Here is an 18,671-nt window from a genome sequence, read left to right as displayed (position 1 = left end):
CGTTAGGGCTGAGCAGGCAGAGTTTGCTGTTGCCGCTCGTCTTGCTGGGAGGGTGAAATTAGCAAATCAATACGCGGGCTCAACCCAAAGGGCAGCTTGGTGGGCACAGGAATATTGTAGGTATTCAACAGGAATTCTAGTGTTACAGCCTCCGTGGTGATTAGGCTGTCATCGCCCGTTGCTCGCAGCGCCAGGTTCAGTTGGGCGCCGGTGTAAATCAGATAGTTCAAGGTCACCGCATCCTGAGGCGTAACGACCAATGTAATGATGTCAGGCGGGGCCGCCGCGGCCGGCACTTCAACTTCGGCGCCAGTATTAGGGTCAATAGTCGTGGTAGTTGGCTGCTCAACTTCATTGCCAGCGCTATCCGTATACAGATGATTGCCCACATGAAGGACCACAATGTCCTGCAACAGGGTTTGGCTTACCAAGCGCGGACGCTGCGGCTCAGAGGGTACCGAATAGAAGGGCTGACCAGTCTGTTCATCCACAAAGCCGGTACCCAATTGTGCGCTGGGACCGCCATTCACAACCTGTGCCGTCAAAACATTAAGCAGTTCATCAACCTGCAGGCTCGAGCTGGCTTCTTCGCCAGTGTTTTGCCCACCGGTCACCAATGCACTGCCCGGCTCAATAATTCCCGCCGTGTTGTTTGGCGTCTGAGTCTGAAAAGACTGATCCAGTTCAACCAGCAGCAGGGTGGCGATCACGTTGACGTGGTCGCCGGCCCGCAAACCATAGGCGAGGCTGGAGAAGCGATCGATCGGGATCGGGAAAGCCACCATGCCCGAAGGGATGAGCAGCGCAGTGTCAGAGCCGCCCGCCTCCACCACTTCATTGTCCTCAGCCAGCATACTGGCGTTGAGCGGCGTGCCGGGTGTCAGGTCATAGCGCGAACGGCGGCCGGCCACATCCGTAATGCTGGTGAACATACCTTCAATGGTCTGGTCAGCCGGATAAGCCAGCAGGCCCAGGTGCTCGGCCGTGATCAGTGCGCCGCGGGCGATGGGCTGCACGACGATGACAATGTCTACGGTGCTGGCAGGTTGCTCCTGGCCGCCGTTGGCGTTATCCAGATTCAGTACTGCATATAGTGCCACCAAAGCCAGGATCACCAGGATGGCCAGCACGATCAACAGTCTTCCTACACGCATAGTTAAACCCTTTCGCCGCCTCTAAATAAGCCCGCAGGCCAGGCGCAGAAGTAGTCTACATGATAACAAGCCAATTTGCCAATCCCGCCCTGGGGCTATGCATTTAAGCCGCGCCATGGGCGAGAGACGAATGCAGCCCTGGCAATCGCCAGGGCTGCATTACAAATGAAAGGTCTCCGAAACGATTAGATGTTGGAGATGATGTTGCTGAATACGTTACCAATAGATCCGCCGAGCAGGGACACGATCACGATGACCACAATGGCGACCAGCACCAAGATCAGCGCGTATTCTACGAGCCCTTGACCCTTTTGAGAGTTGAACATTAGGAGTTCCTCCTTTCCTCACAGCTACCCTGCCAATGCAGGGTGAATAAATTATAGAAATGAGGGCTTTTTTACGCAATAGAATTTGAGTACTAATGCGCTTTTTCTAAGGAACGGGCGCCTTGGCCTCAGCCGGCACTACAAAAGCAAAGCGGGCACCCTGCCCTGGGGCGCTATCCATGTCAAAAGTGCCACCCAACAGATCCATACGCTCACGGATGGCTTTTAGCGTCAGTTCAGCCTCCGCCGGCACGGCATGGGCGTCAAAACCGCGGCCGTTGTCTTCAACACTTGCACGCACCTGGTGCTGGCTAATGTCCAACTGAACTTTGATGCTGGTGGCCTGGCTGTGCAGGGCATTGTTGCTCAGCAACTCCTGCACAGCGCGGAACACGACGACTTCAATATAGGGCTCCAGGCGGCGCTCAGACCCGGTGACGCTCACCGCAATCTCCGTACCCAGCTTCTCAGCCAAATAATCCGCATAGCGCTTGATCGTCGGAACCAGACCCAGATCATCCAGCATCATCGGGCGTAGGTCAAAAATAAAGTCGCGCACCTTTTGGAAGGTGCTGGAGGCAGCCGACTTCAGGCTGTTGAGCTCCTGGCGGGCCTGTTCCTGGTCCACCTCGAACAAGCGCAGCGCGATCTCAGTCTGCAAAATGAAGTTAGAGAGCGCCTGAGCCGGCCCATCATGCATCTGGCGTGACAGGCGCTGGCGCTCCTGCTCCTGCGCCTGGATCATGACTTCGATCGAGCTTTGGGTATTGCGTGCGCTCTCCTGCGGCTTGGTTTCTGTAGCGCCGGTGTCCTTGACCTTCTTCAGCACCTGTAACTGGCGTTCCAGGCGCGCTTTGTCGCTGTGTAATTTTTCAAACTGGCCGCGCATCACCACCAGGCGCTGCTGCGCCTCCAGCGCGGCATCGTATGCCACGCGGATATCCGGCGCGGGCACATCATCGATCTGGTTCTGGATCTGTTGCAGGTGGGCTGTGATGGTGGCGTTGCGCTGGGTGAGCTTGTCCAGCTCGCCCTTGCTTTGCGTCAGAAGCAGGTCGATCTCAGCCAGCTCGCGCTGGGTCTGGGTGATCTCCAGGTCCAGCTCTTCCATGGCAGAGCCGCTGCTCATGGAGCCTGCAAACGCTCCATCTTTCTCAGATATGGCCACACTCGCTCCAGGGTGAGGTCTTCATGCCTACAATCTTACCCAGCCACGCCGCAGTGCGTACACGGCGGCCTGCGTGCGGTCCTCTACATTCAGTTTGCGCAATACCGCGGTCACATGGTTCTTGACGGTCTGGTGGCTGATATCCAGATGAGTGGCGATCTCCTTGTTGCTCATGCCTCGCGTCACGCATTCCAAGACTTCCATCTCCCGGCTGGAGAGCGGCTCGAACGGATCGCCCGGGTCGCTATAGGCGCGGCCGGAGACTTCGCTGCGTTCCCCCAGCCAGCGCTGCAACGCGCCCTGGTCCATCACCTGCTCGCCCACCACGAAGCTGCCGTTGGCCACCGCCCGTACGATCTCGACCAGTTTGGCCGGGTCAATATCCTTGACGCAGTAGGCCGCCGCCCCTGCCGCCATGGCATGAATGACCTGTGAGCTGTCGTCATAGGCGGTAAGCAGAACCACGCGCGTGCTGACTTTCTTATCACCTTTGAGTTGGCGGGTCAGTTGCTGGCCGTTGATGTTGGGCAGGTTTACATCCAACACCGCCACATCCGGCATCAGCTTCTTGATGAGCGTCAGCCCTTCGTGGCCCTCGGCGGCTTGCCCAATCACATGCAGGTCCTTCTCAAGCGAGAAAGAATCGATAAGCCCCTGCCGGAAGATGGGATGGTCTTCAACAACCACGACATTGATTTTTGACATTGTGCTGTTTCGTTCGCTCACAAGTATCGATTCAAGCGCAGTATAGCATAGGCATGATTTGCAGCCTTAAGGCGCTCCAACCCAACGGTAGACGCTCAGCCGCCCCAACCCAGCTTCATCTGCATAGGCTTGCGCTCGATACAACAGTTCCTGCCCTGCGGGAAGTTGGTCGTACCAGTGAGGGAACGCCACCAGATACTCCACGCCGGCCTGATCAAGATAAGCGGCCAGTTGGGTCTCATCCTGCATGAACGGCACAAGCTCTGGCGTAACGAGGCCAGCCAGGTCCATCAAAAGCCGCGGCGCAAAGTAGCCCAGCGCGCCAATATCATGCGCGGCCAGGCGCGCGTCGGTGGCGGTGTTGGCCGCCACCCAGCGGGCCGTGGCCACCATCTGGGTTTCGATGAAGGCAACATCGCGCTGGAAGGCTCGCGCCCCCAGCGCGTAGAAGGCTACCGCCACCAGGGCCGCGCTTGCCAGCCACGCGGCGGCCAGCCTGCGCCGCCAGGCTGGGTTGCGCATATGTGTCAGCGCGCTGGCCGCTCCGGCCACCGACAGCACAAGGTAGACGGGCAACACCGGCATGGCGTAGCGGCCGTACTGGTACACCACCGGCAGGCGCAGCGCAAACAAGAGCAGGAAGCCCAACACCCAGGCTACCCAGGCCAGTCGCAGCCAGGTACGCTGCCTGATCGCATCCACTACGAGCAACACAAAACCCGGCAACGCCACCAGGCCCAAGCCGGTCAGCGGTGCGGCAGCCTGCGCCGCCCAACGTAGCCACACGGGCTGTGCCAGTAAGGCCGCATACTCGGCTTGCTTGGCATACAGCGTGCTAGGCCACCAGGTGCCAGACAAGCTGTGATTGAAAAATAAATACGGAACAAGAAAGAGAAGAAGGCCCACCGCCAATTGCAGCAAGCTCCTCAACCTGTTTCGCCGCATAGCCAGCACGGCAACCGCCAGCGGCACCAGCAGGGTCAGCCCTTCGGGCCGCACCAGCATGGCCAGCCCAGCCAGCGCGCCTGCAGCCACCGCGTGCGCTACGGGTCGCAGCGCCAGGTGTAGTGCCGTCAAGCACAACGCGGCAAACAGCACCGTCTCCATGCCTGACAGCGCCGCCCACACCAGGTGGTATTCAAGCACCAGCAGTGCGCCAACCCACGGAGCCCAGCGTGCCTGCTGCGGCGCCAGTTGTGCAATCACCGCCATGCCCATCACGCCAGTCAACCACAGCGCCAGCCAGCCCAGCAACCAAGCCCACAGGGTCGGCGCCAGGCCAAGCCAAGCGCCCGGCGCCAGCAGCAGCACCCACACGACGCTGGTCGCCGCGCTCGAAGGCTGCCCAGGGATAAAAGCCCACTCGCCATACTGCGCCAAATTGCGCGCATAGGTCGCATGGATCCAGGCATCATCCAAGGGAAAGCCCGGCCCATGTTGCAGATTGCTATACAGGGCGTACCCCGCCATGCTCAGCGCGGCCAACACGCTAAGAATGAGCGCCTGCCTACGGAAGGCGGAAGATGCGCGTGCCATCCACTTCATCCAAGTATTGCAGGCTACTCAAGAGCGGTCCAGCTTCATAGATATCGCTCCAACCGGGCTGCCCCGCCTTCAGCAACAGGATGCTGGCGCCGTATTGCCGCGCCGCCTGCATGCCGGCCTGCAGCCCGCCATGCGGGATGACGATCGCAGGCCTGCCACTAACCAGGCTAAAACCTGGCGGGTTATTCACCATGACAATCTCATCTTCTCCCACGCCCAGCGCACTCAAACGTGCGTGCAAAGCTGCGGCATTCTGCGCACTCGCATCCCAACCACCGGCCAGCACGCGCTGCTGCACCGCATACGCGCTAAGCGCCAACGCCACTATCAATATGCCGATCGAGAAGATGTGCCCGGCCCGCGTTACCTGCCAACCGCGCGCCGCGCTGCCCCACTCCAAGGCCGCGTGCAAACCCGCCGCCGCCAATGCCCACACCAGCGGCTGCAAAACCGCCGCAGCGTGGAAGAAGCCGCCCCGCGCCCCAGAGAACGGGAACACAAAACTGAACACCAGCAGCAAGGCCAGCCAGGCCGCCGCGCCCAGGCGTACGGCGAAGTGACCGCGCAAGCGCCATGCACCCCATACCACCAGCGGGGCCAGCGCCACCAGCCCGCTCACCACCACCGCGCTGGCCAGGTTCTGGCCCAACGCGGAAAGCCGCGCCGCCAGGATAGCGCCGATGCCGCTGGCTACCCACGCGTCGAAGGTCAGCAGGCTGGCCGGGAAGCTGAACAGCTCGTCATATTCGGTTAGCCACAGGCTGCTGCCCGCGCCGTGCGCCAGCGGGCTGCTGAAGGCCAGCCAGTTGCGCACGAACCACGGCAGCATCACCAGCAAATAGCCCAACCCAGCCTGGCTGGCAGCCCCGCGGCCTTTCATCCGCCAGGCTGCGACGAAAGCCAGCAGCAGCCACAGCGGGCCTTCGGCGCGCGCCAAGTGCAGAAGGCCAGCCAGCACACCCAGCATCACACTCCACCAGGCAGGCTTGTCCTCGCGCGTCATGCATATAAAGAAGGCTGCGCCCAGGAGCATGCAAATGGCAAAGCTATCCGTGGTGGTGAGGAAGGGCAGATAGAAACCAGGCAACAAAGCCAGCGCGCCCGCCAGCCGCGCCGAGCCGCGCCGCCCGGTCAGCTGCATGCACAGCTTGGCGGTCAACGGCGGCAGCAGGGCGGCGACCAAAATGAACAGCACCCGCCCGGCGCTGAAGCTCTCACCAAACAGCGCTGCGCCCAGCGCCGCCAATAGCGACGGCAGCGGCATCCAGTACGCGTGCGATGGATGCGGCAAGCCGGCCGGCGCATCCAGATAGTTCCACAGCACCGGCTCGGTGAAGCCGCGGCCGGCGGCCAGCTGCTGCCCGGTCAGCAAGTAATATTCCGCATCCATATAGCCGGGGCTGCGCTGCAGGCTCGCCGCAACCACAAAGACCAGCAGCCCAGCCAGCCCCAACGTGAGATAGCTCTTCGTCTTCATGGCTTCAGCGCGTAGAGCACGTAGTCGCCGTTGTAATTCTGCACTACGGGTAATTGTGCCAACGCGGCCTCCAACTGGCCCATATCAAACGCATGAAAGCGCTCAGCATCGTTGTATACGAACTCTGCGCCAAGGCGGTAATACAGCACGAATTCGTAGCCTGCTGTGCGCCAACTGTCGATCACCGCTTCGGGAGAACCAAGCAGTGCGAGGTCGTGTTGCCAGCGATCGATCACCTCGTCGGGGTCACACAACGGTGCGCAGGCCAGGCCGCGCGCCTCCCACAGCATCAGCGTGCGCCCCTCTTTCGGCAGGGCATCCATCACCAGCGCATACAGACCCAGATTGCGTTCCGAATAGCCTTGCTCGTTCAACCCTCCGCCCCACAGTTCAGCCACGCCGCGCTCGGCCAGCTCCAGGCTGCTTTGCACTGCGCTCAGCCCCAGCGCCAGCACGGCCAGCGCGGCAGCAATGCGCGGCAGGCGCACCGCGCCCAGGCGCAGCCCGCCCACCGCGCCAAAGCCATACGCCGCCAGTATCGCGAACGAGGGGAACAGACTGAAATACAAATGCGTGTGAATGGCATGCCCGTTCACACGGCCAAGCAGCCCCCATACCAGCATGCCACCCAGAGCAAACCAGGCCGCGGTCTTGCGCAGGTGGGCATGCGCCCGCGTCCATGGCACCAGCGCCAGCAGGCCGAACAGCAGCAGCAACGGCCCCACCGAGACGTCATAAGCGGCCGCATTGCCCACGCGGCCGTACTCCACGCCCAGCCAGGTGGCCCGCCAGGGCAGCAATATTACGTCCAGCCAGTTGCCCTGCGGCGTAGCCGTCTGCACCAATGCAATCCGCAGCGCGTCCATTTCGCCGCCAGGCAGCAGCAAGGGATAGAAGGGGTTTCCGGTGGCGAAGAAGTTTCGCGCCAACCAGGGCAACGCCAAGGCCAGCGCAGCTGCCAGATAGCGCAACCCTTCACGCCAACTTGCCCCGCCGGCGAACATGATCGCCAGTAAACCTAACGGAGCCAGGATGCCGGCGGTGTACTTGGTCCCAAATGCCAGCCCGCAAAAGACGCCGGCCCAAACCAGCCAACGCGGCTGGCGCGTCTCTTGCCATAGGTCCAGGAACAGGAGCACGCCCCAGCCGAACAAGACTCCGGCCCAATCCATATACGCTGAGCTCAACGATGCAGCCAGCGAGGCGCCGCTTAACAGCGCTGCCACCGCCACCCAACCCAGCCGCGCCCCCCAGCGCTCAGCCACATGGCCCAATAAGCCCAGCAGCGCTAGCACGCCCAGCCCCCACGCCACCAGTGCACCATGCCCCACCCCCAGCGCGCCAGCCCAGGTCACCAGCATGTGTACCAACTGCGGCTGGCCCCAGTGCATGATCTCGGGCACATAGCCCACCTGGCCCTGCAACAGATAGATCTTTGGCAGGGTCAGGTGATAGACCAGCGCATCAAATACCAAGGGCGGTGCCAGCGCTACCGGCAGCGCGGCCAGCACCACCGCGCCGCTCAGCCAAGCAAGTATGCGGCCCAGCCGCCCGCTGGCTTGCCACAGCACTCCCAGCCCGGCCGCATCATGCCACCAGGCCAGCACCTCGCGGCGCAGCCACACCAGCAGGCCCAGCAACAACAACCAGGCCAGCCCTGTTCCTGTGCCCAATGTGGAACCCAGCAGTAGATAAGCCAGGCTCAGCAGCCCCAGGCCAGCTGCGGCCCGCACCGCCAACCGCGCCAGCGGCGCAAGCGGCAAGCTGGGCAGCAAGCGCAGCCCCAGGCCACCCGCAGCTGCAAACAGCAGCGCGGTGCACGCAAGGTCACGCGCCGCCAGCACAGCCCGCAGCGCGAACTCGGGCGTGAACGGGCGATGGAAGGCGTAGTAATACGCCAACCCAGTGGCAAACCACAGCAACACCGCGGCAGCCAGCAGCGGGCGCGCTTTCACGCTTTCACTCCCTGCGGGCGCAGCAACCACCAGCGCAACCAATAGAAATTGACAGCCAGGAAGACCGGCGCCGTCAGCAACAAGCTGAGATGCTCTCCGAACTGGGCCTGCTCTTGCTCCAGCGTGAAAAGGAACAAAGCCCAAATGCCTACAAACAGTATCGGCAGTAGCACCCACACTGCACGCGGCTGCCCGGTGCGGCGTTGCCACATGGCCAGCAGCCACACCACAGCCAGCAACAAGATCACATGGTTGGAGCTTGTGGAGGGCATGCCCACCAACGGGCTCAGCGCCAAGGTCACGCACAGCGTCCACAGCAGCCAGTCAAAACGTTGCCCCGCCGCGCTCACCCATTCATAGAAGAGCAACAGACCCAGCAATGCGCTCACCACCAGCCCGGCAGTGTGTCCTGTGTCTCCCCACCATGCGCTGAAGACGCTGATTAGCGTGCCCGGCGGGCTGTAGCCACCGTACAGCAAGACCTGCGCTACATTTTCAACCGCCCAGCTGGGCTGCAAAGCAAACGAAGCCGCCAGCAGCGCCAGCAGGCTCACGCCAAATGCAACCAGCAGGCTGCGCCGCTTGTGCGAGAGCGCCCAGGCACAGATCAACACCAGCGGCAGCAACACCATCTGCGGCTTGATTGTGCTGAGCGCAAAGGCCATGCCCGCCAAACCATCCCGCCCCCGCCGCATGGCATACAAGCCCAGCGCCATGAACATGCTCACCATCACAGCCGCATTGCCGTCCACCAGCGGCTTGGCGCTATGGAACCAGGTAAAGGCGAATAGCAGCAGCGCCACCAGAGGCCAGCGGCCGGGTCGCCAGCCGCTAAACCCCAGCGCGGCCAGCACCGTGGCCGCCACGGCGATCTCCTGGGCAGTAATCCACAACGCCCGCGCCAACGGGTAGTCCTCCACCATGGCGAAGGGTGCAAACACCAGCATGGAATAGAAGGGGTACGCAAACAAGGCCGCGTCCTCGCCCTCTTCGGCTGAACGGCCGTACATGCGGTCCTGAATGGCCGCGGTGGTCTCGGCGCTGTATGGGCTGTGTCGTTCCGAGATGAACAATCGCGTGCCTACCCAGCGCGGCAGAAAGTCATTGCCGCCCGGGCTCACCCGCGTGAAACGCAGGTTCACCGCCGTCAGGGCAGTTGCCAATACGGCCAGCACAGCAACACTCAATACAATGCGCGGCCAGGCAGTGCGCATGGTTACCGCTTGGCCATGGCCCACAGGTTGAGGCCAAATTCAAATGTGCCCACTTTGAATGTTGTGAAGCCTGCCCGCTCCAATTGCTCAGCCAGCAAGGGTTTGGTATAGCCGATGACATGCTCATCGATCTCTTCGCTGCTCACCAGGCCGACCCGCGCCATGAACTTTAGCAAACCATCCGTCCAGCCCGCCGGCGTAGTCAGGATCACCCGCCCGCCGGGCTTGAGCACGCGGTAGGCATCCTTAAGAATGCCAGCCAGGCTCTCCGGCTGGATGTGCTCGGCCACCGCCAACAGCGTGATCACGCTCAGCGATCCGTCGTCAAATGGCAGGCTGGGCGTTTCGTTCAGGTTGCGCACATGCCAGGTGATGCTTTCATCCGGCGCCGAGGGCGCCAGCTGGTCGACGGCAAATTTCTGCTCAAACTCTGTGTGCGTCAAAAAGTACGGAAAGCTGCCGCAGCCAATATCCAGAATGGCGCCTTTGCGCAACTCATCAGGAATTAGCGAATTGGCTTTGTTGGCCCGCATCCGTGAAAGAAACGATTCCAGCAGGCCGTGGCCGCGTGTGACTGTGGTGTTGTGGGGGTCAGCGCTCATTCAGATTGTCCAAACAATCGTGTGTTCTCGTCTTCGTACAAAAGCTGCCAGCCTGCCGCCGGCAGCAGCTTGCTCAACGCCCACTCCGGCTCCAGCAAGACCAGCTTGACGCCGCGCTGGGCCAGCATATTGGCCCAGCCCGGCTCGGCATTCGCGATCTGCAGCCATTCGCCAAGCAGCTCATCGCCATACAAGTCAGTGCGCCCGTCAGCGAATACCGGGTACTCGGGCAGCGCCCAGATAAGGTAGCCGCCCCAATTATACGAGTTGAACATTTGCCCTTGCGGTTGCTGCGCTTTCATATACTCCACCGCCGCCACCGGCAAGCTGGCCCTGAACTGATGCTCGTTCAAATGCTTCGGCAGCACGCGGCTGGCCTTGGCCACCAAGGCGGCCAGCGCCAGCACCAGCAGGACTGCGTGTAAGACCCCTTGCAGGCGCGTCGGTCTCGGCCTGAAGCGCAGTTTCTTCTCCAGTTTCACAACACCGTTGGGCATGTTGCGGCTCAACACGATCGGTGCAGCCAGTGCAAACAAGGCAATGTTACGCGCCGCCAGCAGGCTCATGCCGCCAAGCGTCGCTACCAATAGCAGGTCATACACTGCTGGTCGCCGCGGCGCAAAGATCAGCGCCAATCCAGTCAGACCCAGCAGTGCCGCAAAGGGCCACACCCGCGCTTCGTGAAAATTGGGCGATTGCCACTCCTGGATGTATCCGCGCAGCACACCCATCTCCACCGTATCGAAGGGATAGCGCAGCATTACCGGTCCGGAGGGGTTGGTGCACACCGCCAACAGCATGCCGCCCGCTGCCAGCGCCAGGTACTGCCCCCACTCGCGCCACGCGCGTTTTGCGCTGCCGGTTTGCTTGCGTACCGGCCACCAAGCGGCCAGCCGCTCCACGGTAAAGATGCCCAGCAAGATAAAGCCCACCGCAAAGCCCGGGTGGCTGTTGGTCCACGCAAGCATCACCAGCGGCAGCCACAGCAGGCGGCGCGGCTGGCCACGGCGGGCCGCTTCCAGCAACCACAGGCACAGCGCGCTGAACACAAAGCTCCACAAATACGGCCGCGCCGCCCAATACACCGCCGAGCTGGTGGCCGCCAGTAGCAGTACCGCGCTGCGCAGGAAAAGGCCGCCGCGCGGCAGCGCCGCATACACGAACGCGAACGCCAGCGTAACCAGCGCCGCCACCCACAGGTTGAGCCCGACAAACCCGCCCCACGCATGCACCAGGTACAGCTGCGCCTCGCTCAGCCAGGCGGCGCTGGGGTACAGCCACTGCGTCCCCGCCCGCGTGTGCGAGTACACATCAACCTTGGGCACGCCGCTTTCCACGACCTCCTGCCCGGCCCGCAAATGCCACCAGGTATCCGTATCAGTCGAAATGCGCAACGCCATCGCAAAGATGGCGATAAACGTCAGCGCTACAACCATGCGACGAAAGGACATGCGCGCAATAGTAATTCATCCACCCTTGTTTCATGTTAAGTGAAATTGACTAGCGATTATTTGAACAGCAAGCTTGTTTTCGATTTACCATTGCCCGCATGCCGCGCAAGTCTTCGGTCCCCTGGCTACTCATCGCCTTGTTCGCCCTGGCACTGTTCGCCCGTCTGCTGCCCGGCCCGCGCACCATTGACGATGCTTACATCACGTTCCGCTATGCGCGCAACATCCTTGAAGGCTTCGGCTTTGTCTACAATCCCAGCCAGCCGGTGCTCGGCACCACCACGCCGCTGTTCACTTTCCTGTTGGCCCTGCTGGCCCTCCCCTTTGGCGCCGCCAACGCCAGTTTCCCCTTGCTGGCGTTGGCTGTGTCTGCCATCGCAGATGCCCTGACCACCGTGCTGCTGTATGCACTCGGCCGGCAACTCGGCAGCCGTCCGGCCGGTGTTGCCGTCGCCCTCATATGGGCCATCGCCCCCTTCAGCGTTACCTTTGCCATCGGCGGGCTAGAGACTAGTGTCTATGTCTTGCTCCTCGTAGGCATGCTGTGGGCGTATCTGAACGACCGTGTGCCGTTGGCCGCCGGGCTGGGCGCCGCCGCCATCCTCACCCGGCCGGATGCGGTGCTGCTGGTCGGCCCGCTGCTGGCCTGGCATGCCATGCGTTCGCAGCCCAATTTTCTGCGGAGGGACTTCTGGCGCGCCAACAGCAAAGCCATCCTCGTCTTCGCTTTGCCCCTGCTGGCGTGGGGCTTGTTCGCCTGGTTGTACTTTGGTAGCCCACTACCTCAGTCCGTGGCCGCCAAAAGCACAGCCTATCGGCCTGAAGTGTTGGGCGTGCTTTCCAATTTTGTCAATCATTTCGCCACACCTTTTTTGGAGCACCTCACTTTCGGCTCGGCCTGGTTGCGCGCGGGGCTATGGCTGTACCCCTTCTTGTTCATTGCCGGGGCCTGGGCTGTGCTGAAGCAACGCCCGGAGGTTTGGCCCTTTGTGCTCTTCCCCTGGCTGCACTTCATAACTTTTTCCATCGCCAACCCGTTGATCTTCCGCTGGTATCTCACGCCGCCACTGCCGTTTTACATCTTGTTCATTGCTCTGGGCGTACATACGCTGGCCATGCGCATCAAAGCGCGCATCAGGATCGGCGACGCCCCACCGGCCCGCGCCTTGGCGGTCTTGCTCATCCTGCTGCCGTTCCTCTCCACCCTGCACGGCTGGACCCTGCGCCCTGCGCAGCCGCCAGCGCGCCCGGCCCCGCACATGGCCTGGATCGAGCTAGAGCTGCTCTACGCCCAAGCCGCTGAGATCGTGCAGTCCGCTATCCACACCAGCGCTGAACGGATCACGGTGGCCGCTGCGGATGTGGGCGTGCTGGGCTACCAGCTGCCCGAGGCACGCATCCTTGATCTGGTGGGCCTAAACTCAAAAGAAACCTTGCCCTACTATCCGCTTGACCCCGCCTTGTATGGTGACTTCCAATACGCGGTCGCACCAGATCTGGTAATGGATCAACTGCCGGATTATGTGATCATCCTGGAGATCTACGGCCGTTCCGGCTTATTGCTTGATCCGCGTTTTCAGTCAGCCTACGAGCGCACCCACTTCTGGCCAACTGACATCTACGGCTCGGGGGGCTTGGCGCTCTACCAACGTTTGCCCTAGCTCAAAATTCCCTCTTGACAAACTAGCATATGTCATAGTACCTTTATTCAACAAGGTAGCTTGCATGACAACGTCCCCCAAACTTACCCCTTTGCGCAAGGGCTTGCTGGAATTTCTGATCCTGGTGATCGTTTCGGCCGGCAAGGTCTATGCCGCAGACATCCTGCAGCGTCTGAGCCAGACCGACTTCGCCACCCAGGAAGGTACGCTCTACCCGCTGCTCAGCAAGATGCGTCGCGATGAGCTACTGGATTACGAATGGCAGGAGTCGGACTCAGGCCCGCCGCGCAAGTATTACAAGCTGACCCCCGCTGGGCGTAAGCAGTTGACTGAGTTCAATGCCTACTGGAAATACCTGACCACACTTATCAATAAACTAGGAGAATAGACAGTGAAGAATTTAGTACTCATTACCCTTAGCGGCCACACCGCCAGCTTCAAAGCCAAGCAGGATGCTTACGACGGGCTGCGCCGCTATCTCGACCGGGCCAAAAACAGCCTGCAAGCCGATCCTGACCATGAGGAGGTGCTGCGCGATCTCGAGCAATCCATCGGTGATAAGCTCGCCGCCCGCCTGGGCAGCGCCGAGCAAGTCCTCACTCTTGCCGACATTGACGCTGTCCTGGCCGAGGTCGGTCCCGTAGCTGGCGAGCCTGCCTCAGCCCAAACGCCTCCAAAAGGCCGGCGTCGATTGGTGCGCATTCAAGAAGGCCAGGACATCCTTGGGATTTGCCAGGGGTTTTCGGCCTACTCGGATATCAATGTCGATTGGCTGCGAACGATCTTTATTGGATTGGCCCTTGTCACCGGCGGCGCGTTCATCCTCGTTTACTTCGCCGCCGCCTTCTTCCTGCCTGTGGTCGCTACTCGCGAAGAATACTTCGCTAGATATGGAAGCAATTCAGTACTGTGATGTAGACCCGACAAACAAAAAAAGACCTGCCTCTCGGCAGGTCTTTTGATTCGCTCTAGTTCTCGCCCAGATATTCTTTGAGCTTCTTGCTCACCACCGGGTGGCGCAGGCGGCTCAAGGCTTGCGCCTCGATCTGGCGCACACGCTCGCGCGTCACGCCCATCTTGCTGCCCACTTCCTCCAGCGTGTACGCCTGGCCATCCAGCAGACCGTAGCGAAGCTGCAGAATGCGCACTTCGCGCGGCGGCAGCCCGTCCAATACTTCGCCGAGATGCTGGCGCAGCAGGTTGTAGGTGGCCGAGTCGTCAGGAGCCGGGGCTTCGTGATCCTGAATAAAGTCGCCCAACACCGAATCTTCTTCGTCATCGGTCGGGGTTTCTAGCGAGAGCGGGCGGCGCGCCACCTGGATCATGTTCTCCACCTTCTTGGCGGGTACATCCAGAGCAGCGGCCAGCTCCTCCACCGATGGTTCGCGGCCCAGGCGCTGGGTCAGCTGGTGCTGCACGCGCAGCAGCTTGTTGATCTGGTCACCCATGTGCACCGGCACACGGATGGTGCGGCCCTGGTCAGCGATCGCCCGCGTCACCGCCTGGCGGATCCACCAGGTGGCATAGGTGCTGAACTTGTGGCCGCGGCGATAATCGAACTTCTTGGCGGCGCGGATCAGGCCAATATTGCCTTCCTGAATAAGGTCCTGGAACGGTACTCCGCGGCCCATGTACTTCTTGGCCACGCTGATCACCAGGCGGCTGTTGGCCGTGATCAGATGCTCACGGGCCGCCCAGCCATCCTCAATATTGAAGCGATACTTGCCACGCTGAGCCTCTTCCAACCGTCCGGAGGCCAGAATCTCGCGGGCAATCCGGCCCTTCTCGATCCGCTTGGCCAGGCTGACTTCCTCAGGAGCAGTTAGCAGGGGTACCCGCCCCACTTCCTTCAGATACAGGCCGATCATGTCATCGGTGTCGATATTGGCCAGATAGTTGTCGTCAGCTTCTCGCTGGCGGCGGCTCTCGCTCTCTTCCTCTTCGGCGTCATCGTCGCTTAATTCAGCGTCGGCCACTTGTTCCAGACCCTCAGGGTCATCCACATAAGCCACGCCGGCGCCCAACAGGGCGGCAAACGCCTCTTCCAGCTTGTCTACATCACGCTCAGCTTCAGGGAAGAAGTTGAGGATGTCATCAATCGTGACGTAGCCTTGCTTACGGCCTAGTTCAATTAAACGGACAACTGCAGGATGATCTCGGTCTTGATCGTGGTCGTTTTCAACGATGTCGCTAAGGAGTTTTTCGTTCAGCACTTACAGGCGCTCTTTCGATTGTGGGACTCACAAGGAACTGCGTAAACAAAGTGGCATAAAAAGCCAGCAACGGGTGCTGTTGCTGGTCTGTTTTAGCTTTCCAAGTGGACAGAAACTATACAGCGAATCAAACAGCCGAGTCAACAACGAAATCTTTTTAGGCTCCTCAAAGGCTTACATGAGCAAAATTCCACCTTTTTCGCACAGAATCCCAAAGAATGAGGACGCCCAAAAGGAGCCCTCTCATCTAGAGTATGATCCTTGCCATGCACTATGGCTTGCACGGCAAATTCACCGCCACTCCCGGCAACGGCCCGGCCCTGCGCCAGATCCTGCTGGATGCCGCCGAAGGCTTGCGCCAAAACCCGGCCTGCCTCATCTATATCGTAAGCGGGCAGCCGGGCGAACCCGATGCCGTCTGGGTCAGCGAAGTATGGACCAGCCAGGCGGCCCATCAGGCTTCGCTGCAAGATGAAGCCACCCAGACCCTGATCGCCCAGGCCCGCCCGCTCATCGCAGGCATGTCTGACCGGGTGGAATTGCAGACTCTGGGCGGCAAAGGGCTCTAGCTGGCCCACTCGCCTGCGCTTGACGCAATCCCCAACCACAAATTACAATCAAACCTTGCAGTGCCTAACCTAGCGCCGTCGGCCTAACGCCACCGGCGCTTTTTAAGGAAAACAGCACATTTCACAGGAGTAATTTGCATGTATGAATTAGGTTTGACCAGTTTTGAAGTCGGAGCCATCTGGGCCGTGTTTGGCGTTGCCATCCTCGGCCTGGCCTATGCGCTCTGGCTGCGCAAGGAAGTGATGGCGGCAGACGCCGGCACTCCCAAGATGCAAGAGGTATGGAGCGCCATCCGTGACGGCGCAAATGCTTACCTAGTTCGCCAGCTGCGAACCATTGTGCCTCTTATCGTGATCCTGACGGTGGCCATGTACCTCTCCGTGGCCATTGTGCCTCCCACCCCTGAAGCTATCGAGCGCTTCCATGGCATGAGCCTTGAGCAGGTCAGCACCATCATTGGTGTCGGCCGCGCCGTGGGCTTTGTAATGGGCGCCGTGTTCTCGCTGCTGGTGGGCCAGATCGGTATGCGCATGGCGGTCAACGCCAATGTGCGCGTAGCCTCTGAGGCGCGCTATTCCTTCGGCGGCGCGCTCAAGATCGCTTACCGCGCCGGCACCATCACCGGCATGCTGACCGACGGCCTGGGTCTCCTGGGCGGCACGGTCATCTTCATCTACTTTGGCATCGCCGCGCCTGACGCCCTGCTGGGCTTCGGCTTCGGCGGCACCCTGCTGGCGCTGTTCATGCGCGTCGGCGGTGGCATTTTCACCAAGGCCGCCGATGTGGGCGCCGACCTCGTCGGCAAAGTTGAGAACGACATCCCCGAAGACGACCCGCGCAACCCCGCCGTTGTAGCTGACCTGGTGGGTGACAACGTGGGTGACTGTGCCGGCATGGCTGCTGACATCTTTGAGTCCTACGAGGTCACCATCGTCTCCGGCCTGATCCTGGGTGTGGCTTTGCACGCCCTGACCGGCCACATTGAGTGGATCATCTACCCGCTGATCGTGCGCGGTGTGGGTGTGCTCTCTTCCATCATCGGCACCTACGCTGTCAAGGCTGGCAAGGAAGGCAACGCTGCCAAGGCCATGAGCGCCATCTTCAGCGGCTTCCTGTCCTCCGCCGTGATCTCGGTAGTGCTGTTCTTCGCCGCCGCCTTCTTCTACTTGAAGGATGCCGGCCTGCCCGGCGCCTGGTGGCTCACCCCCGCGGCCGTCGCCATCGGTGTGCTGCTCGCCATCCTGATCGACCGCATGACTGAGTACTTCACCGGCACGCACCAGAAGCCGGTGGATGAGATCAAGAAAGCAGCTGATACCGGCCCGGCGACCCTGATCCTTCAGGGTCTGTCCGTCGGCTACGAGTCCTCCGTGTGGGCTGCCATCGTCATCGCCGCCACCATCTTCTCGTCCATCCTGCTCTTCGGCGGCATCGGCAACACCCCCGCCGAGACGATCACCTACATCCTGTATGGCGTCGCCATGACCGGCATCGGCATGCTGACCCTGACGGGCAACAACGTGGCCATGGACTCCTTCGGCCCTATCGCAGACAACGCGAACGGCATCGGTGAGATGTCGTGGAGTGGCAAGACCGACGCCACCACCAAGAAGGCTCAGCGCATCATGGCTGATCTGGACGCGGTGGGTAACACCACCAAAGCCATCACCAAGGGTGTCGCCATCGGCTCGGCGGTCATTGCCGCCGTGGCCCTGTTTGGCTCTTACCTGGTTGATGTAAGCCGTGCCCAGGCCGCCGCAGGTGTGCCGCTGGCACAACAGATCCAATCCATCGGTATCCGCATTGACGTGCCCCAGGTGTTCGTGGGCATGCTCATCGGTGGCGCCCTGCCCTGGCTGTTCTCCTCCTACGCCATCCAGGCCGTTAGCCGCGCCGCAGCCCTCATCGTTGAGGAATGCCGTCGCCAGTTCGCCCGCGGCGTGCTCAAGGGCAAGGTCAAGCCTGACTACAAGCAGGCCGTTGACATCTCCACCGGCGCGGCCCAGAAGGAACTCGTTCCCCTGGCCGTCCTGGCGGTGGTCACTCCCATTCTGGTGGGTCTGCTGCTGGGTGTGAATGCCCTGGGTGGCTTCCTGGCTGGCATCATCCTCTCCGGCCAGTTGCTGGCAGTGTTCATGAACAACGCCGGCGGCGCCTGGGATAACGCCAAGAAACTGATCGAAGATGAGCCCAAGACCCCCAAGAAGAACCTGGGCAAAGGCTCTGAGCGCCACAAGGCCAGCGTGGTCGGTGACACCGTCGGTGACCCGCTGAAGGACACCGCCGGCCCGGCCCTCAACCCCATGATCAAGGTGGTCAACCTGGTCTCCGTCATCATCGCCCCCGTGGTGGTGCAGATCGAGAGCCTTGGCCCCGGTGAATGGGCCGCTGCTGCCGTCATGGTGGCCCTGCTGGGTTGGTCCATCCTCTCCAGCAAGAGCACCGCAAAGGTTGCCAAGAAGAAGGCCAACGCTCGTCGCTAAGCCTGCAAGCAAAACCAAAAAGCCCCGCTGCTTGCAACGGGGCTTTTTTTTTCTCTGCAACTCCTTGACAACCAGCCTTATTCTTGCCCATCCGCTCCAAATTGAGCTATACAGGCATCAGGGGATGGCAGTGCTTGCTTGCCACAC

The 18,671-nt window shown here is 61.2% G+C and carries 16 protein-coding genes; 5 read left to right on the top strand and 11 right to left on the bottom strand.

Annotated elements, in window-relative coordinates:
* Positions 1-2 precede the first annotated feature (2 nt).
* The 10 genes from cpaB to KIT08_09270 all read right to left on the bottom strand — a co-directional run bounded on the left by cpaB (position 3) and on the right by KIT08_09270 (position 11,597).
* Positions 3-1,154 carry a Flp pilus assembly protein CpaB gene (gene cpaB, locus KIT08_09315; GenBank protein ID UYN89285.1) on the bottom strand — a complete coding sequence of 384 codons (1,152 nt, stop codon included), beginning with the start codon at positions 1,152-1,154 and terminating at the stop codon, positions 3-5.
* Between the two features lie 185 nt (positions 1,155-1,339).
* Positions 1,340-1,480, bottom strand: a complete 141-nt coding sequence (locus KIT08_09310; protein ID UYN89284.1) for a Flp family type IVb pilin — start codon at positions 1,478-1,480, stop codon at positions 1,340-1,342.
* A gap of 106 nt (positions 1,481-1,586) precedes the next feature.
* Positions 1,587-2,609, bottom strand: coding sequence for a sensor histidine kinase (locus KIT08_09305; GenBank protein UYN89283.1), 1,023 nt, complete (start codon positions 2,607-2,609; stop codon positions 1,587-1,589).
* Positions 2,610-2,675: 66 nt separating this feature from the next.
* Positions 2,676-3,353 (bottom strand): response regulator transcription factor, encoded by a 678-nt coding sequence (locus KIT08_09300; GenBank protein ID UYN89282.1) that lies wholly within the window; start codon positions 3,351-3,353, stop codon positions 2,676-2,678.
* Between the two features lie 66 nt (positions 3,354-3,419).
* On the bottom strand, positions 3,420-4,889 hold the full coding sequence (locus KIT08_09295; GenBank protein ID UYN89281.1) for a hypothetical protein: 1,470 nt from the start codon (positions 4,887-4,889) through the stop codon (positions 3,420-3,422).
* On the bottom strand, positions 4,861-6,375 hold the full coding sequence (locus KIT08_09290) for a glycosyltransferase family 39 protein (protein ID UYN89280.1): 1,515 nt from the start codon (positions 6,373-6,375) through the stop codon (positions 4,861-4,863). The genes KIT08_09295 and KIT08_09290 overlap by 29 nt, the downstream gene beginning before the upstream one ends.
* The gene (locus KIT08_09285) at positions 6,372-8,330 is read right to left on the bottom strand and encodes a glycosyltransferase family 39 protein (protein ID UYN89279.1); all 1,959 of its coding nucleotides are present in this window, start codon (positions 8,328-8,330) and stop codon (positions 6,372-6,374) included. The genes KIT08_09290 and KIT08_09285 overlap by 4 nt, the downstream gene beginning before the upstream one ends.
* Positions 8,327-9,544 (bottom strand): DUF2029 domain-containing protein, encoded by a 1,218-nt coding sequence (locus KIT08_09280; GenBank protein ID UYN89278.1) that lies wholly within the window; start codon positions 9,542-9,544, stop codon positions 8,327-8,329. The genes KIT08_09285 and KIT08_09280 overlap by 4 nt, the downstream gene beginning before the upstream one ends.
* 2 nt (positions 9,545-9,546) lie before the next feature.
* The gene (locus KIT08_09275; GenBank protein UYN89277.1) at positions 9,547-10,146 is read right to left on the bottom strand and encodes a class I SAM-dependent methyltransferase; all 600 of its coding nucleotides are present in this window, start codon (positions 10,144-10,146) and stop codon (positions 9,547-9,549) included.
* Positions 10,143-11,597, bottom strand: coding sequence for a hypothetical protein (locus KIT08_09270; GenBank protein UYN89276.1), 1,455 nt, complete (start codon positions 11,595-11,597; stop codon positions 10,143-10,145). Before KIT08_09270 ends, KIT08_09275 begins: the two co-directional genes overlap by 4 nt.
* A gap of 98 nt (positions 11,598-11,695) precedes the next feature.
* On the opposite strand from KIT08_09270, the gene KIT08_09265 reads away from it, so the two are divergent.
* The 3 genes from KIT08_09265 to KIT08_09255 all read left to right on the top strand — a co-directional run bounded on the left by KIT08_09265 (position 11,696) and on the right by KIT08_09255 (position 14,171).
* Positions 11,696-13,258 (top strand): hypothetical protein, encoded by a 1,563-nt coding sequence (locus tag KIT08_09265; GenBank protein ID UYN89275.1) that lies wholly within the window; start codon positions 11,696-11,698, stop codon positions 13,256-13,258.
* A gap of 64 nt (positions 13,259-13,322) precedes the next feature.
* Positions 13,323-13,646, top strand: coding sequence for a PadR family transcriptional regulator (locus KIT08_09260; GenBank protein UYN89274.1), 324 nt, complete (start codon positions 13,323-13,325; stop codon positions 13,644-13,646).
* 3 nt (positions 13,647-13,649) lie between these two features.
* Positions 13,650-14,171 carry a PspC domain-containing protein gene (locus tag KIT08_09255; protein UYN89273.1) on the top strand — a complete coding sequence of 174 codons (522 nt, stop codon included), beginning with the start codon at positions 13,650-13,652 and terminating at the stop codon, positions 14,169-14,171.
* Positions 14,172-14,226: 55 nt separating this feature from the next.
* Here the strand turns inward: KIT08_09255 and KIT08_09250 are convergent, their stop codons facing one another.
* A complete protein-coding gene (locus KIT08_09250) occupies positions 14,227-15,444 on the bottom strand; it encodes a sigma-70 family RNA polymerase sigma factor (GenBank protein ID UYN90805.1) in 1,218 nt (405 codons plus the stop codon).
* A 281-nt stretch (positions 15,445-15,725) separates the two neighbouring features.
* Between KIT08_09250 and KIT08_09245 the strand changes: the two genes are divergently transcribed.
* A complete protein-coding gene (locus KIT08_09245; GenBank protein ID UYN89272.1) occupies positions 15,726-16,040 on the top strand; it encodes an antibiotic biosynthesis monooxygenase in 315 nt (104 codons plus the stop codon).
* A gap of 138 nt (positions 16,041-16,178) precedes the next feature.
* Positions 16,179-18,524: a sodium-translocating pyrophosphatase gene (locus KIT08_09240; GenBank protein UYN89271.1), complete on the top strand. Its 2,346-nt coding sequence runs from the start codon at positions 16,179-16,181 to the stop codon at positions 18,522-18,524.
* Positions 18,525-18,671: the final 147 nt, after the last annotated feature.

Source organism: Anaerolineales bacterium (assembly GCA_025808555.1).
In the GTDB taxonomy this organism is placed as follows: domain Bacteria; phylum Chloroflexota; class Anaerolineae; order Anaerolineales; family UBA11579; genus JAMCZK01.
The sequence above is the reverse complement of the archived record's forward strand: the minus strand, read 5'-3'. Positions and strand labels throughout refer to the sequence as shown.